This window comes from Pseudomonas sp. Van50, from assembly GCF_055390755.1.
Genome location: NZ_AP024343.1, coordinates 3,359,956 through 3,375,633, shown reverse-complemented (window position 1 = coordinate 3,375,633; position 15,678 = coordinate 3,359,956). Strand labels below are relative to the sequence as shown.

Annotated in this window: 12 protein-coding genes and 1 pseudogene; 6 read left to right on the top strand and 7 right to left on the bottom strand. The window is 61.6% G+C overall.

Annotated features, from left to right (window positions below; translation table 11 throughout):
- Complete coding sequence (gene xylB / locus ACZ5M5_RS14345) at positions 1-1,488, top strand: xylulokinase (RefSeq protein WP_464739271.1); 1,488 nt, start codon at positions 1-3, stop codon at positions 1,486-1,488.
- A 12-nt stretch (positions 1,489-1,500) separates the two neighbouring features.
- The gene (locus ACZ5M5_RS14340; protein ID WP_060742535.1) at positions 1,501-2,439 is read left to right on the top strand and encodes a carbohydrate kinase family protein; all 939 of its coding nucleotides are present in this window, start codon (positions 1,501-1,503) and stop codon (positions 2,437-2,439) included.
- 84 nt (positions 2,440-2,523) lie between these two features.
- Here ACZ5M5_RS14340 and ACZ5M5_RS14335 read toward each other — a convergent pair whose 3' ends face one another.
- The 4 genes and pseudogenes from ACZ5M5_RS14335 to ACZ5M5_RS14320 all read right to left on the bottom strand — a co-directional run bounded on the left by ACZ5M5_RS14335 (position 2,524) and on the right by ACZ5M5_RS14320 (position 6,079).
- Complete coding sequence (locus tag ACZ5M5_RS14335) at positions 2,524-2,805, bottom strand: DUF1652 domain-containing protein (RefSeq protein WP_060742536.1); 282 nt, start codon at positions 2,803-2,805, stop codon at positions 2,524-2,526.
- A gap of 389 nt (positions 2,806-3,194) precedes the next feature.
- Positions 3,195-4,199: pseudogene (ilvA, locus tag ACZ5M5_RS14330) on the bottom strand (threonine ammonia-lyase, biosynthetic); the annotation flags it as partial.
- Positions 4,200-4,541: 342 nt separating this feature from the next.
- Entirely contained in the window at positions 4,542-5,690 is a 1,149-nt protein-coding gene (locus ACZ5M5_RS14325) for a PQQ-dependent sugar dehydrogenase (protein ID WP_464739270.1), read from the bottom strand.
- Positions 5,691-5,737: 47 nt separating this feature from the next.
- A complete protein-coding gene (locus ACZ5M5_RS14320; RefSeq protein ID WP_464739269.1) occupies positions 5,738-6,079 on the bottom strand; it encodes a hypothetical protein in 342 nt (113 codons plus the stop codon).
- Positions 6,080-6,278: 199 nt separating this feature from the next.
- On the opposite strand from ACZ5M5_RS14320, the gene ku reads away from it, so the two are divergent.
- Together ku and ligD are read left to right on the top strand one after the other, a co-directional pair.
- A complete protein-coding gene (gene ku / locus ACZ5M5_RS14315) occupies positions 6,279-7,169 on the top strand; it encodes a non-homologous end joining protein Ku (RefSeq protein WP_464739268.1) in 891 nt (296 codons plus the stop codon).
- 33 nt (positions 7,170-7,202) lie between these two features.
- Complete coding sequence (ligD, locus tag ACZ5M5_RS14310; RefSeq protein WP_464739267.1) at positions 7,203-9,191, top strand: DNA ligase D; 1,989 nt, start codon at positions 7,203-7,205, stop codon at positions 9,189-9,191.
- A 127-nt stretch (positions 9,192-9,318) separates the two neighbouring features.
- Here ligD and lpxO read toward each other — a convergent pair whose 3' ends face one another.
- A complete protein-coding gene (lpxO, locus tag ACZ5M5_RS14305) occupies positions 9,319-10,218 on the bottom strand; it encodes a lipid A hydroxylase LpxO (RefSeq protein ID WP_464739266.1) in 900 nt (299 codons plus the stop codon).
- Between the two features lie 404 nt (positions 10,219-10,622).
- On the opposite strand from lpxO, the gene ACZ5M5_RS14300 reads away from it, so the two are divergent.
- Positions 10,623-12,212 carry an ABC-F family ATPase gene (locus ACZ5M5_RS14300; RefSeq protein ID WP_003181279.1) on the top strand — a complete coding sequence of 530 codons (1,590 nt, stop codon included), beginning with the start codon at positions 10,623-10,625 and terminating at the stop codon, positions 12,210-12,212.
- Positions 12,213-12,589: 377 nt separating this feature from the next.
- A complete protein-coding gene (locus ACZ5M5_RS14295; protein WP_060742542.1) occupies positions 12,590-13,783 on the top strand; it encodes an MFS transporter in 1,194 nt (397 codons plus the stop codon).
- Here ACZ5M5_RS14295 and ACZ5M5_RS14290 read toward each other — a convergent pair.
- Together ACZ5M5_RS14290 and ACZ5M5_RS14285 are read right to left on the bottom strand one after the other, a co-directional pair.
- Positions 13,777-14,814: an alpha/beta hydrolase family protein gene (locus tag ACZ5M5_RS14290; RefSeq protein ID WP_060742543.1), complete on the bottom strand. Its 1,038-nt coding sequence runs from the start codon at positions 14,812-14,814 to the stop codon at positions 13,777-13,779. The genes ACZ5M5_RS14295 and ACZ5M5_RS14290 overlap by 7 nt on opposite strands.
- A 184-nt stretch (positions 14,815-14,998) precedes the next feature.
- Entirely contained in the window at positions 14,999-15,607 is a 609-nt protein-coding gene (locus tag ACZ5M5_RS14285) for an FMN-dependent NADH-azoreductase (protein ID WP_060742544.1), read from the bottom strand.
- Positions 15,608-15,678 lie beyond the last annotated feature (71 nt).

Here is a 15,678-nt window from a genome sequence, read left to right as displayed (position 1 = left end):
ATGGCAAACCAACAACTGTTCCTGGGCATCGACTGCGGCACCCAAGGCACCAAGGCGTTGATCCTGGATACGATCAGCGGCCAGGTACTCGGCCAGGGCGCGGCTGCCCACAGCATGATCAGCGGGGCCAACGGGCGTCGTGAACAAGACACCCAACAATGGCTCGATGCATTCACCCAGGCGACGCATCAGGCCTTGGCCGCCGCCGGGGTCGATGGCCAGGCGATCCTCGGTATCGGCGTGTCCGGCCAGCAACACGGCTTGGTGCTGCTTGACGACCAGGGCCAGGTCTTGCGCCCGGCCAAGCTGTGGTGCGACACCGAGACGACGCCGGAAAACGATCGGCTCCTGGCGTACCTGGGCGGAGAAGACGGCAGCCTCGAACGCCTCGGCGTAGTGATCGCGCCGGGCTACACGGTCTCCAAACTGCTCTGGACGCGGGAACAGCATCCCCAGGTATTCGAACGCATCGCCAGCGTCCTGCTGCCCCACGACTTCCTCAACTACTGGCTCACCGGCCGCCATTGCAGCGAATATGGCGATGCCTCGGGGACCGGCTATTTCAACGTGCGCACCCGCCAATGGGACGTGCAGTTGCTGCAACACATCGACCCCAGCGCACGCTTGCAAGCGGCGCTGCCGGAGCTGATCGAGGCCCACCAGCCCGTCGGACGCATCCTGCCGGCCATTGCCGCGCACCTGGGCATCAACCCCGACGCGGTGGTGGCCAGCGGTGGCGGCGACAACATGATGGGCGCCATCGGCACCGGCAACATCCAGCCCGGCGTGATCACCATGAGTCTCGGTTCCTCCGGCACGGTCTATGCCTATGCCGCCGAACCTGCGGTCAGTCCGCAACCGTCAGTGGCGACGTTTTGCTCATCCAGCGGTGGCTGGCTGCCATTGATTTGCACCATGAACCTGACCAACGCCACCGGGGCGATTCGCGAGCTGCTGGACCTGGACATCGACGCCTTCAACGCCCTGGTCGTCCAGGCCCCGATTGGCGCCGAGGGGGTCTGCATGCTGCCGTTCCTCAACGGCGAGCGGGTGCCTGCCCTGCCCCATGCCACCGCTAGCCTGCTGGGCCTGACCACCACCAACCTGACCCGGGCCAACCTGTGCCGCGCCGTGGTCGAAGGCACGACCTTCGGTTTGCGCTATGGCCTGGACCTGTTGCGGGCCAACGGGCTCAAGGCCCAGAGCATTCGCCTGATCGGTGGCGGCTCGAAGAGCCCGGTATGGCGGCAGATCGTCGCCGACATCATGGACACCACGGTCATTTGCACTGAACAAAGCGAAGCGGCTGCGTTGGGTGCGGCGATCCAGGCGGCGTGGTGCCATTCAGGCGCGCAAGACAGCCTCGCCGAACTGTGCGAGCGCTGCGTCAAGCTCGACCCGGCCAGCGAAACCCGGCCAGTCGCCGCCCATGTCACGGCGTCCCAGCAGGCCTATGAACGTTATCGACAACACGTCGCAACCCTTTGAGAGCGGGCAACTATGTATCTGGTGTGTGGTGAAGCGCTGTTTGATTTTTTCAGTGAAGCCGAGGCGGATGGCCCGGCCTCGCAGGTGAACTACAAGGCGATTGCCGGTGGCTCGCCATTCAACGTGGCGGTGGGGTTGCGCCGCCTGGGTATTGAATCGGCGCTGTTTAGCGGATTGTCCACCGACTACCTGGGCCGTCGCTTGCAGCAGGTGCTGCTCAACGAAGGTGTCAGCACCCGATACCTGCTGGACTTCGACGCGCCGACCACCCTGGCGATGGTTGCCGTAGGCGCCAATGGTTCGCCCCACTACAGCTTTCGCGGCGAAGGGTGTGCCGACCGGCAACTGAGCCTGGACCATCTACCGGAGCTGGGCCCTGAAGTGCGTGGCTTGCATGTCGGCTCGTTCTCGCTGGTGGTCCAGCCCGTTGCCGACACGCTCCTGGCCCTGGTGCAACGGGAAAGCGGCAGGCGCCTGATCAGTCTCGACCCGAACGTGCGGCTCAACCCGCAGCCGGACATCGAACTGTGGCGTTCGCGGATTGCGACACTGGTGCAATATGCCGACCTGATCAAGGTCAGTGACGAGGATCTGGGCCTGCTCTACCCAGGGATCGAGCCCCAGGCGGTCATCGAAGGCTGGCTGAAGCACCGTTGCCAAGTGGTCTTCCTGACCCGTGGCGGCCAGGGGGCGACCGTCTTCAGTCGCCAGCACGGCACATGGTCGCTGCCAGCATGCCCGGTGAAGATCGCCGACACCGTGGGTGCAGGCGACACCTTCCAGGCCGCCCTGATTGCCTGGCTGACTGAACAACAATTGGATTCGATCGAGGGCCTGCAGACACTGACCCGCGAGCAGGTCAGCGCCATGCTTGAGTTCGCCATTCGCGCCGCAGCACTGACGTGCGGCAAAACCGGGCCGGACCTGCCCTATCGGCAGCAACTGGCCTGACTTGCGCGTTACAACTGAAAAGCTGGACGCCGGGTTCGGACATCACCGGACCCGAGCGTCAGAGGGAAAATGACAAGGCCGTAATCAGCGCCCGGTCATTCGATGGTGTTGCTGATGAAAGTGATTGCCTGCGGCAGGGTTGTGGTCAAGCTCCGTACGCAACTCGGCAATCAGGTCGTTGATGGCTCGGCACCCGGTGAGTTTCCTGGCATCGATATTCGTTTTGAGCAAGGCCACATGGTCGGTCCTGTGGTCATCGAAGATCTTGATCGTCATCGTCAGCTCAGGTGACAACGTGCATTGCGAGCGCTTGGGCAGCAAGCTGCTTTCAATGATGTTTCGCATTTCGAGGGCAGATAAAAACATGGCGACTCTCTCCTGTTGAGGCGGCCAATTTATGTTCACGACGGCGGTACCTTCGTCCGTTTTCTTCCCTGCGGACTGGGACTATGAATACCGTGCCGTTCTCTTTCTTGGCATTTTCAGTTAACAAGTTCGTCAAGCGAACTCCTGAACCATCCCGCAAAAAATATGCCTGTATTGACGACCTTCCAGATTGATATGAATCAAGCGTTTAGCTTCGTCCCGCGCCAGAGGGCTCGTGCAAAGTGCAAGGAAAGGTTGTTTTTTCCATGCAAACTGCAATCACTTTTATCCTGTTCGCAACCTAGATTAGCCCCTATTTCGAAGGAGAAAGTGGGCATCCGTCGCCTGGTATGAAAAAAGTGTGACGTAGCGTAAAAAACTCAAAGAGCTCCCACCGCCGCCCGCTCCGCCACGTGACGCAAACTGTCGAAATTGATGTTGGCACCCGAATCGATCGCTACCAAGGTCTCGCCTCGCGCGCCCGTGCGCGCCACGTATTGCTTGATGCCCGCCACCGCCAAGGCCCCTGACGGTTCTGTAATTGATCGGGTGTCGTCATAGATGTCCTTGATCGCGGCGCACAGTTGGTCGTTGCTCACGGTCATCACCTCATCGACACAGAAACGGCAGATATCCAAGCCATGGGCGCCGATCTGCGCCACGGCCACGCCGTCGGCGAAGGTTCCCACCTCGGGCAAGGTCACCCGTTCCCCGGCGGCCAGCGCAGCCTGGAGACAGGCAGAATGCTGCGACTCGACGCCAATGATGCGAACTTCCGGGCGCAGGTATTTGACGTAGGCCGCGATTCCGGCGATCAGCCCCCCGCCTCCGACCGGAACGAAAATCGCGTCCAGCCGGCCAGGATGCTGGCGCAGGATTTCCATGGCGACAGTGCCTTGCCCGGCAATCACGTCCGGGTCGTCGAAAGGCGAGACGAATTCCCGCCCGGTCTGCTCGGCCAACTCCAGCGCATGGGCCAGGGCAAACGGAAAGCTGTCGCCGTGCAGCAGCGCCTCGGCACCGCGGTTGCGCACGCCCAGCACTTTCAGTTGCGGGGTGGTCACGGGCATGACGATGCGGGCCGAAATACCCAGCTCCCGTGCCGCCAGCGCGACGCCCTGGGCGTGATTGCCGGCTGACGCGGTGATGACGCCCCGGGCCCTCTGCTCCGGGGTCAGGTGTACGAGCTTGTTGTAGGCACCGCGGATCTTGAAGGAAAAAGTCGGTTGCAGGTCTTCGCGCTTGAGCAGGATCCGGTTGCCCAGGGCCTCGGACAGTGCGGGCGCCGCTTGCAGTGGCGTGCGCACGGCCAGTTCGTAGACCGGCGCGGCGAGGATTTTCTTTACATAGTGCTCAAGCAGGGTTTGCTCGGTGTGGGCAGCGGTCATGGTCATGACGATCTCCTGGTTCGCTCGGAGCCCAGGAGACAGAAAGAAAAAACCCGCCTCGAGGGCGGGTTCGGTGCAGCCGTCAGCTAGCCCGCCAAATAAGGAATGGCGGTAATAATGCTTGGCTGGCTGCGCAATACGGTTGAGTTCATGCCTGGAAATTAGCGGTGCGTTGGCGGCAAGTCAATGGGCAATATCAAGTGCCCGCCGACATTCGCCGCAATGACCTCAAGTGAACAGCATCACCTGTGGGAGCGAGCTTGCTCGCGATAGCGGAGTATCAGTCAGCATCAATGTCAACTGATCCATAGCAATCGCGAGCAAGCTCGCTCCCACAGTTTTCTTCAGTTATTTGAGGCCGACTTTGTACAACGCTCCGTCGTCCTCATCCGTCAACACATAGAGATACCCATCCGGCCCCTGGCGAACATCACGGATTCGCGCCTTGAGCTCGCCCAACAGGCGCTCTTCATGGACGACCTTGTCGCCTTGCAATTGCAGGCGGATCAGTTCCCCCGGCACCAAGGCGCCGATGAACACATTATGTTGCCAGGCCTTGAAGCGCCCCTGGTCGTAGAACGCCATGCCGCTGAGTCCCGGTGAGACCTGCCAGACGTGGTGAGGGTCAAGGGCGCCTTCGACGGTCTTGCCCTGGGCCTCGGGAATCGGGGCGCCGGAGTAGTTGATGCCGTGGGTCGCCAGTGGCCAGCCGTAGTTCTTGCCGCGCTCGATGATGTTCAATTCATCGCCGCCCCGGGGCCCGTGTTCGTTCTCCCAGAGGGTGCCACTCCAAGGATTGAGCGCAGCGCCCTGGGGGTTACGCATGCCGTAGGACCAGATCTCGGGACGCACGCCGTTCTGGCCGACGAAAGGGTTATCGTCAGGCACCTTGCCGTCGGGGTAGATGCGCACGACCTTGCCTTGCAGTTTGTCCAGGTCCTGGGCGGTGGGCCGGTCGTTGTTTTCCCCCAGGGTAATGAACAGATAGCCGTCGCGGTCGAAGACCAGTCGCGAGCCGAAGTGGTTGCCCGTGGACAGTTTGGGTTGCTGGCGGAAGACCACGTCGAAGTTCTTCAGGCTCTTGAGGTCTTCAGCCAGTTGCCCGCGCCCCACGGCGGTGCCGGCCTTGCCGTCTGCACCCACCTCGGCATAGGACAGGTAGACGGTGCGATCCTGCTTGAAGTCCGGCGACAGCACCACGTCCAGCAGGCCGCCCTGGCCCTTGGCCCACACTTCGGGCACGCCGCTCAAGGGGGCGGACAATTGGCCGTCGGAGCTGACCACGCGCAGGTTGCCCCCTCGCTCCGTCACCAGCATGCCCTGTTGGCCCGGCAGGAACGCAACGGACCAAGGGTGCTCCAGTCCCTTGACCACGGTGGTCACTTCCAGCGTGCCCTCCTCGCTCTTGAATGACTGGGTTGGCGCGGCACTGGCCGGGGTGGCGAGGGTCAGGACAGCGCTGGCGCAGAATGCGGCCAGGAGTGTTTTACGCAACATGCACATTTCCTTCTGCGGTGTTGAAAGAGAACAACGGGCGCCAGCGCCTAGCGATTGCCATTCTGGCTGTTGCGCGGTGGCGCAGGAGACTCGATGGTGGGTCGCGGCGAACCCGACGGCTGGCCGGAACGGGGGTAGCCATTGCCGATGCCGCCATTTTCCAGGGTCGGTGGCCGTGGCACCGGCACTGTCGGGTTGTTATGAATCGTCGGCACGTTGGGCCGGGTGCCCTGCATGCTGTTGGGATTGACCCGGCGTGTCGGGCTGTTATAGGGATTGTTGTTGCCCGGCAGGTTCTGGGCCAGGACCGTTGGGCCTGCGCTGGGCGTGGCGGCCTGGGCAGCGGCAGTCAGTAATAGCGTCATGATGACGAGCATCGGCCTGTTCATTGGGGCACCTCTTGGGTTCAGGCATATCGAAAGCACGCTACGCCGCAGGTTCGCCCTTGTTAAGCGAAATATCCCGGTGAAGATGTAACGAAGCGTCTCAAAACGCAGGTGGGAGCAGGCTCGCCCCCACCACAGTGGAAACTTTTCCCGAGGCGCGAAGGTCACCAGAGAGACATCCACCGGCAAGGAAAACACCACCATGGCTCGGGCAATCTGGAAAGGCGCAATCAGTTTCGGGCTGGTCCACATCCCCGTCGCGCTGGTGTCGGCCACCTCTTCACAGGGTGTGGATTTTGACTGGCTGGACAAACGCAGCATGGACCCGGTGGGCTACAAGCGGGTCAACAAGGCGACGGGCAAGGAAGTGACCAAGGAAAACATTGTCAAGGGCGTGCAGTACCAGAAAGGCCAGTACGTGCTGCTCAGCGAAGAGGAAATCCGCTCCGCTCACCCCAAGTCCACCCAGACCATCGATATCTTTTCTTTTGTCGGCAGCGAGACGATCCCCCTGCAAAACATCGACACGCCCTACTTTCTCGCCCCCGACAAACGTGGCGGCAAAGTCTACGCCCTGTTGCGCGAAACCCTGGTCAAGACCAACAAGGTGGCCCTGGCCTACGTCGTGCTGCATACCCGCCAGCACCTGGCCGCCCTCATGCCCCTTGAATCGGCCCTGGTGCTGGTGATGCTGCGCTGGCCCGCGGAGGTGCGCGAGCTGGATGTCCTGGAACTGGGCGACGAGGTCACGAACCCGACCCTGGCCAAGGGCGAGCTGGAAATGGCCAAGCGCCTTGTGGAGGACATGAGTGCTGACTGGGAGCCGCAAGAATACCGGGACAGTTTTGCAGACAAGATCATGGAACTGGTGGAGAAAAAGGCCAACGAAGGCCGCCTCGAAGCCGTGGAGACCGATCCGGGCGAAGAACAACGCAAGACCGCCGATGTCATCGACCTGACCGAGTTGCTCAAGCGCAGCCTGGGCGGCAAGGGCAAGGCCAGCGACAAATCTGCCGGGAAGCCCCCGGCAAAATCTGCGAAAACCGGCAAATCCGCTCCTGCCAAAAAAGCCACCAAGGCCTCCCGGGGCTAAAACCCTGGCGTGTGCAATACAAGGGAATCTGTCATGGCCAACGCCGAGAGTGAATCTGCTCGTTTGTCCAATGCCGAGTCGGACGCAACGACGCCCCGCGACCCTGGCCGAGGGGGCAAGACAGCTCCGGGCACCCGCCTGCCCGAGCGCCTGTCGCCGCAGTTGGCCACGCCCGTGGAGGAGCCACCCACCGGTGAATGGCGCTACGAAGTCCAGTTCCACGGTTATCGCCTGCTGACCCGCATCGAACAAGGTGAAGTGCGGCTGTACAACCGCAATCACCAAGACTGGACCGATCGGCTAAAACTGCATGCCGACGCCCTGGCCGGGTTGGACCTGGGGGACAGTTGGCTGGATGGCGAACTGGTCCTGCTCGATGAAACCGGCCATAGCGATTTCGCCGCCCTGCGCGAGGCCTTCGAAATCAGCCGCACCGTTGACATGGTGTATTTCCTGTTCGACGCGCCCTTTCTCAATGGTGTCGACCTGCGCCAGGCCCCAGTGGAAGAACGCCGTGCCGCACTGAAAAAAGCCCTCGGCAACAACGCCAGCAAGCGCCTGCGCTTTTCCGAGTGGTTTTCCGCCAGCCAGCACGACATGTTCGAAAGCGCCATCGCGCTCTCACTGGACAGCGTGGTCGGCAAGCGCCTGGGCAGCCCTTATATGTCCCGCCGAAGCGCCGATTGGGTAAAGCTCAAGTGCCGATTGCGCCAAGCCTTCGTCATCGTCGGATTCACCCGCCCCCAAGGCAAGCGCAGCGGTTTCGGCGCGCTGCTGCTGGCCGTCAACGGAGCAACGGGGCTGGTGTATGCCGGCCGGGTCGGCACAGGGTTCAGCCAGGTACAAATCAAGCAATTGCATGAGCAATTGTGTACCCAGCAGCGCGAGACCTCGCCACTGGCTGAGCCGCTCAACGGTACGCAGGGACGCGGCGTGCAATGGGTCGAGCCGACCCTGACTTGTGAAGTCGAATTCACCGAGTGGACCCGCGATAACCAGGTGCGGCAAGCCATTTTCCTCGGTTTGCCGCTCCATACGCCCGCCAACAAAGTGGTTCGGGAGCAGCCGCTGCCGATAAAACCCTCCACGCCACCCCCTCAGCGTCGTAAAAAAGCCAGCACCGCCAAAGTCGACGGGGTGACGATCACCCACCCCGAGCGGGTCATCGACAGTGTCAGCGGCGTGCAAAAGGCCGAGCTGGCGCAGTATTACCTGGATATCGCCCCTTGGATCCTGCCGCACCTCAAGTTGCGCCCGGTCGCGCTGCTGCGGGCACCGGACGGTATCGGCGAAGAACTGTTCTTTCAAAAACACGCCGATCGCCTGGAGATTCCCCACATCAGGCAGCTGGATCCGCAACTGGACCCGGGCCATGCAGCCCTGATGGAGATCGATGATATCCACGCGCTGGTCGGCGCGGCGCAGATGGGCACGGTGGAACTGCACACGTGGGCCGCGACCCACGACCGGATCGAGACGCCTGACCTGTTTGTCCTGGACTTGGACCCGGACCCGTCACTGCCCTGGAGCGCCATGATCGAGGCGACCCGCATGACCTTGGCGGTGCTCGACGAGCTGGGCTTGCAGGCCTTCCTCAAGACCAGCGGTGGCAAAGGCATGCATGTGATCGTGCCATTGGCGAGAAACGAAGGCTGGGACACCACCAAGGCGTTCGCCAAAGCCATCTCTCAGTTCCTGACCCGGCAAATGCCCGAGCGCATCACCGCCACCATGGGACCGAAGAACCGCGTCGGGAAAATATTCGTCGATTACCTGCGCAACGCCCGTGGAGCCAGCACCGTAGCCGCCTATTCGGTACGTGCCAGGCCAGGCCTGCCGGTCTCGGTGCCGATTGCCCGGGCCGAGCTGTCGACCCTGCGCAACGCCCAGCAATGGGACATGTATACCGCGCTGGAACGGGCCAGAAGCTTGGACGCCGATCCTTGGGAGGGCTACAACCACCGCCAGCGGATTACCGCCAGGATGTGGGAGCAACTGGATGCGCAAAAGCCCAACGATTGAAAACCCCCCGTAGGAGCTGCCGAGCGAAGCGAGGCTGCGATCTTTCCACAGCCCATTGAATCGAGAGCGAAAGATCAAGATCAAAAGATCGCAGGCTTCGCCAGCTCCTACGCGCCGGGACGCACACTTAGATCCAGATGAAAATCGCCAACAGCCCACCGAAGAAGGCCCACTTCTGCAGGTAATACAACGTGCGATTGCGCTTCTTCAGGGCCTTGCCTTGCAACCGGATCTTGTAGAGCCTGGAGAACGCCCGGTTCAGGCCGCCCGTCCTGTCGCCCGCGTCGTTGGGCGCGCCGGCCGCCGCCATCACGGTACGGCTGAACCAGCGGTTGAAGGCGGTGGCCCAGCGAAACCTCATCGGCCGTTCCACGTCGCAGAACAGGATGATGCGATTATGGGCGGTGGTGTTCTCGGCGTAATGGATGAACGTTTCGTCGAAAATCACCGCTTCGCCATCACGCCAATGATAAGGCTCGCCATCGACATTGATGTAGCAGCCGGCATCGTTGGGCGTTTCCAGGCCCAGGTGATACCGATAGGACCCGGCGTAAGGGTCGCGGTGGCGGACCAGCTTCGACCCCGGCGGCAACTCGGCAAACATCGCTGCCTTGATCGAACCGATGCTTTGCACCAGTTCCGTGGTGCGAGGGCACAGCTTCATGGCCGAGGGATGGCTGTCGCCGTACCACTTGAGGTAGAAACGCTTCCAGCCGGTCTTGAAGAATGAATTGAAGCCCACGTCGTCATACTGATTGGAACGCTTGATCTCCCCGGCGCGCAGCAGGCTCTGGCCTTCGGCCCGGATCTCTTCCCAATGGGCCTGCAACGGGCTCAGGTCGGGGAATTGCGCCGGGCTCAGGAAAGGCTTGTTCGGCAGTTTCGAGCACAGGTAAAGCAGGCAATTGATCGGCGCCAGAAAAGACGAATGATCGCTCAACTGGCGCCCGATCTTATGCCGCACGCGTCCGCGCAGGTGAACGTAACCAATGGAGAGGAGGTAGATCGCGACAATGATGAGTTTCACGAAAGTCCGTCACATGCAGGAGTGAACAGGTTGCGTCTCCAGGCCAGCCAAGCGGCAAAGGAGATGGCATCGGGTGAGATGGCATTTTAGCCACAGGTTGTAAGCAAAAGTTATCCCAAAGTTGTGAAAAACTGTCTTGCCCGGGCAATCCCCTATCGTTTATGCGGCCAGATCAGTACAATCGCCGCCAATTATCACGCGCCCCCTTTGGCCGATACCGCAAACCGCGGCTTCGGCGTACGTCTACCCGGGCCAGGCGCTCCGTATGCTGCTGTCCTCTTATGCCGGATGGACCCTTGCGCTTGCGACCTCGACGCCTTTGCGCGGTCGGAACGTGCGCAAACAGGTACTGAACAGGTACTGCCGCACCCTTAGCTACTCTGAATGCTCCGCAGGATAAACCTTTGATCTCTACAGCTAACATCACGATGCAGTTCGGCGCCAAGCCACTGTTCGAAAACGTCTCTGTCAAGTTCGGCGCGGGTAACCGCTACGGCCTGATCGGTGCCAACGGTTGCGGCAAGTCGACCTTCATGAAAATCCTCGGCGGCGACCTCGAGCCGTCCGGCGGCCAGGTCATGCTCGAACCGAACGTGCGCCTGGGTAAACTTCGCCAGGATCAGTTCGCCTACGAAGAATTCACCGTGATCGACACCGTGATCATGGGTCACGAAGAGCTGTGGAAGGTCAAGGCCGAGCGCGACCGCATCTATTCGCTGCCGGAAATGACCGAAGAAGACGGCATGGCCGTGGCCGAGCTGGAAACCGAGTTTGCCGAGATGGACGGCTACACCGCCGAATCCCGCGCCGGTGAACTGCTGTTGGGCCTGGGGATTGGCATCGAGCAGCATTTCGGCCCGATGAGCGAAGTGTCGCCAGGCTGGAAACTGCGTGTGCTGCTGGCCCAGGCGTTGTTCTCCGACCCGGAAGTGCTGCTGCTCGACGAGCCGACCAACCACCTGGATATCAACACCATCCGCTGGCTGGAAAACGTGCTGACCCAGCGTTCGAGCCTGATGATCATCATCTCTCACGACCGTCACTTCCTGAACAGCGTCTGCACCCACATGGCGGACCTGGACTACGGCGAGCTGCGCCTGTTCCCGGGCAACTATGACGAGTACATGACCGTGGCGACCCAGTCCCGCGAGCAACTGCTGTCGGACAACGCCAAGAAGAAAGCGCAGATTTCCGAACTGCAGTCGTTCGTCAGCCGTTTCTCGGCCAACGCCTCGAAAGCCAAGCAGGCCACCTCCCGTGCCAAGCAGATCGACAAGATCCAGCTGGCCGAGGTCAAGCCATCGAGCCGCGTCAGCCCGTTCATCCGTTTCGAGCAGACCAAGAAACTGCACCGCCAGGCGGTCATTGTCGAACGCATGGCCAAGGGCTTCGACGGCAAGCCGCTGTTCAAGGACTTCAGCTTCACCGTCGAAGCCGGCGAGCGCGTGGCGATCATTGGCCCGAACGGTATCGGCAAGACCACCTTGCTGCGCACCCTGGTCAATGAATTGGAACCGGATGCCGGTACCGTGAAGTGGACCGACGCCGCGGAACTGGGCTACTACGCCCAGGACCATGCCCATGACTTCGAAGACGACGTCAACCTGTTCGACTGGATGGGCCAATGGACCCAGGGCGGCGAACAATTGGTGCGTGGCACATTGGGGCGCATGCTGTTCTCCAACGACGAGATCCTCAAGTCGGTCAAGGTCATTTCCGGTGGTGAACAGGGCCGCATGCTGTTCGGCAAGCTGATCCTGCAGAAGCCAAACGTACTGGTGATGGACGAACCGACCAACCACTTGGACATGGAATCCATCGAAGCGCTGAACCTGGCGCTGGAAAACTACCCGGGCACCTTGATCTTCGTCAGCCATGACCGAGAGTTCGTATCGTCCCTGGCTACCCGCATCATCGAACTGAGCGCCGACGGCGTGGTCGACTTCAGCGGCACCTATGACGACTACCTGCGCAGCCAGGGTGTGGTGTTCTAAGCCCCGCTCCGAGTTGTAAGCTTCAAGCGGCAAGTGAAAAGCCCTGTCCACTGTGACAGGGCTTTTTTGTATTTCAGCGGGGTAAAAACCTGTGGGAGCGAGCTTGCTCGCGATGAGGCCCTGACAGTCGCACCGTATTACCTGACCCGCCGCCATCGCGAGCAAGCTCGCTCCCACATTGGGTCTGTGGCGCTCCTCCATTTTTGTTCGGGCCCACCTCTTTGTGGGAGCGAGCTTGCTCGCGATGGCGGCAGCACATACCCCATCAATCCCGCCTGAACACCCAGTCTCCCCAACACATTTAGTTAGCCTGCTTTCTTTTATTCCCACCTCGCGCCATGATGAGGCTCTCTTACCGCTGCCCGCGAACGAGCCCCATGCCCACGCCCTCCTCTGCCCCCAGTTCCCTGTCGATCACCCTGCAGATCGTCTCCATCGTGTTCTACACCTTCATCGCTTTCCTCTGCATCGGTCTGCCGATTGCCGTGCTGCCCGGGTATGTCCATGAACAATTGGGCTTCAGCGCGGTGGTGGCCGGCCTGACCATCGGTTCACAGTATCTGGCGACCCTGCTCAGCCGCCCCATGGCCGGGCGGTTGTCGGACAGCGTCGGCACCAAGCGGGCGATTGTCTATGGGTTGTCGGGGATTGTGCTCAGCGGCGTGCTAACGCTGATCTCGACCTTGCTGCAAAGCTTTGCGCTACCCAGCCTGTTGATTCTGATCGCCGGTCGCTTGCTGCTCGGCGTGGCACAGGGGCTGATTGGCGTGGGCACCATCAGTTGGTGCATGGGCCAGGTGGGAGTGGAGCACACTGCCCGCTCGATTTCCTGGAACGGTATCGCTTCGTACGGGGCCATCGCTATTGGCGCGCCGTTGGGGGTGGTGATGGTCGGTGAGCTGGGTTTCGCCAGCCTGGGTATTGCGTTGTCGTTGCTGGCAGGCGCCGCGCTGTTGATGATTCGCAACAAGCCGTCGGTGCCGGTCATTCGCGGCGAGCGCTTGCCTTTCTGGGCGGTGTTTGCGCGCATTGCGCCGTACGGAGCGGGCCTGAGCCTGGCGTCGATCGGCTACGGCACGCTCACCACGTTCATCACACTGTTTTACATCAGCCGCGGCTGGACCGGCGCGGCGTGGTGCCTGACGGTATTTGGCATCTGCTTCATTCTCGCGCGGTTACTGTTCATTTCAAGCATTGCCCGCTTCGGTGGCTTCAACTCGGCCATTGCCTGCATGAGCATCGAAACCCTCGGGCTGGCATTGCTGTGGCTGGCGCCGTCCACCCCGTTCGCCCTGGTCGGTGCCGGGCTGGCCGGCTTCGGGTTGTCGCTGGTGTATCCCGCGCTCGGGGTGGAGGCTATCAAGCAAGTGCCCAACACCAGCCGTGGCGCGGGCCTGAGCGCCTACGCGGTGTTCTTTGACCTGGCACTGGCGATTGCCGGCCCGTTGATGGGCGCGGTGGCATTGAACCTGGGCTATTCGTCGATTTTCTTCTGTGCCGCCTTGCTGTCGGTCACCGGCCTGGGCCTGACCCTGCTGCTGCGTCGTCGAGCGACAAACGCCCTTTATTGATCGGCCGTCTTCAGCCCTGCCCGGGTCGGCTTGCCCAAGGCCTCGCCGAAGAAGCGGCCGGCCTCGGAAATCATGGTGCGGTGGATGTCCTTGCGATCGACACCGTCGGCATCCGTGCAGAGCGCGGGCATCGCGGCGATCTGCTCGTCGGTGCACGGCGCCAGGAAAACAAAGTGGCCCGCGCCGGCCAAGGTCTTGAAATCCGGTGCGGTGGGCAGCTTACGGGCCAAGGCGGCGGCATTCTTGTCGAAAGCCACCAATTTGTCGCCATCGCCGCTGTACAGCAGCACCGGCACATGGACATCGGCCAACGTATGACGACCGAATTTCAGGCTCAACGGCGCCATCAACAGCAGCGCCCGGACCCTGGGGTCGGCCACGGGTTGCAGGTCATCGCGGTCGGCGATCAGTTCACCCTGGGTGTTACAGGCGTCATGGTCGTCCGGCCGCTCCGCGCAGTAGCGGCGCAGACGATTGAGGTCCGGCGTCGCACCGGACAGGATCAGCGCGGTTTCGCCACCGGCCGAATAGCCGATCACCCCGACCTGCCCGGCGTTGACGAACGGCGACAGCATCGGATCATTGAGCGTTGCGGTGATGGCTTCGGAAATCTGGATCGGCCGCCCGTACAGGTTGCTCAGGGTACCAAGCCGGCTGTGATCCTGGGCGTTGTCGCCGGGATGAATCACCGCCACCACGACAAACCCCTTGCGCGCCAGCGAGGTGGCCAGGTCATGCAGGGCCAACGGCGTGCCAGTGTTGCCATGGGACAACATCAATAGCGGGAAGCGGCCGATGGCGATCTGGGCGTCCGGCGCGGCATCGATCTGGTAGCCACCCAGCAGGCTGGATTGTTCCCGGTCGGTGGACGGATAGAAGGCGATGGCGTGCATCGGCTGCTGATCCAGCGGATCGAGAAAACTCAGCTCATGGAAACCCGCGCTCCAATGCGGATGCGGCCCTGGAGCGGCCTGCACGGAACCGAGACTGGCTAACCAGCAAAGCAGCAGCGCTGCACCAAAACGTGTCATCGAATCTTCCACCTTCACCAGCGCCCGGGAAGGCCCCGTCGCTCGCACACTTGGCCGTGCATAACCTGCGCCAGAATCCCCGGCGCCGAATGCAGCAAAACCCTGCATCCCGGCCATCCAATGACGACGAGAATACAGGGTTTTGCGAAGGTTGCCCGAAGCGCTTGCTGCCTTTACGCAGGTTTTACGCAGCGGCGAACTGTTCGCCGATCTGCGCCTGGGCTTCGTTCATGCCCTTATTGCGCATGTCATCGCCCTTGGCCAGCCCTTCCGCACGGACGAATTCGATGTCGGTGATGCCCAGAAAACCGAACATCACTTTCAGGTAATCCTCATGGCCTGCACCACTCGGCTGCCCGGTGTGCACACCACCGGCGGTGGAAACGATCACCAGCTTCTTGCCACCGCACAGGCCTTCGAAGCCCGCTTCGGTGTAGCGGAACGTCTGGCCGGCCACGGCAATACGGTCGATCCAGGCCTTGAGTTGGGTCGGAATGCTGAAGTTGTACATCGGCGCGGCGATGACCAGCGCATCCGCCGCCTGGAACTCTGCCATTGTCTCGCTGCTAAGGTCGGCTTCGTACTTGAGCGCAGCGTCGCGCAATTCGGCGCTGGTACCGGCAGCGACCAGGGTCTGGGCGGAAAAATGGCTGATGGCATCGGCGGCCAGGTCACGGTAGGTGACGGTGATGCCTGGCTCGGCAGCTTTCCAGGCTTCAACCACTTCACGGCTCAATTGGCGGGAAGCGGAGTTGTCGCCGAGGATGCTCGAATCGATGTGCAGCAGTTTCATATCAATGCTCTCCAAATGAGGACCGCAACCAGGCGATCAATTGGCGACCATCCTATCGATGAAGCCAATGA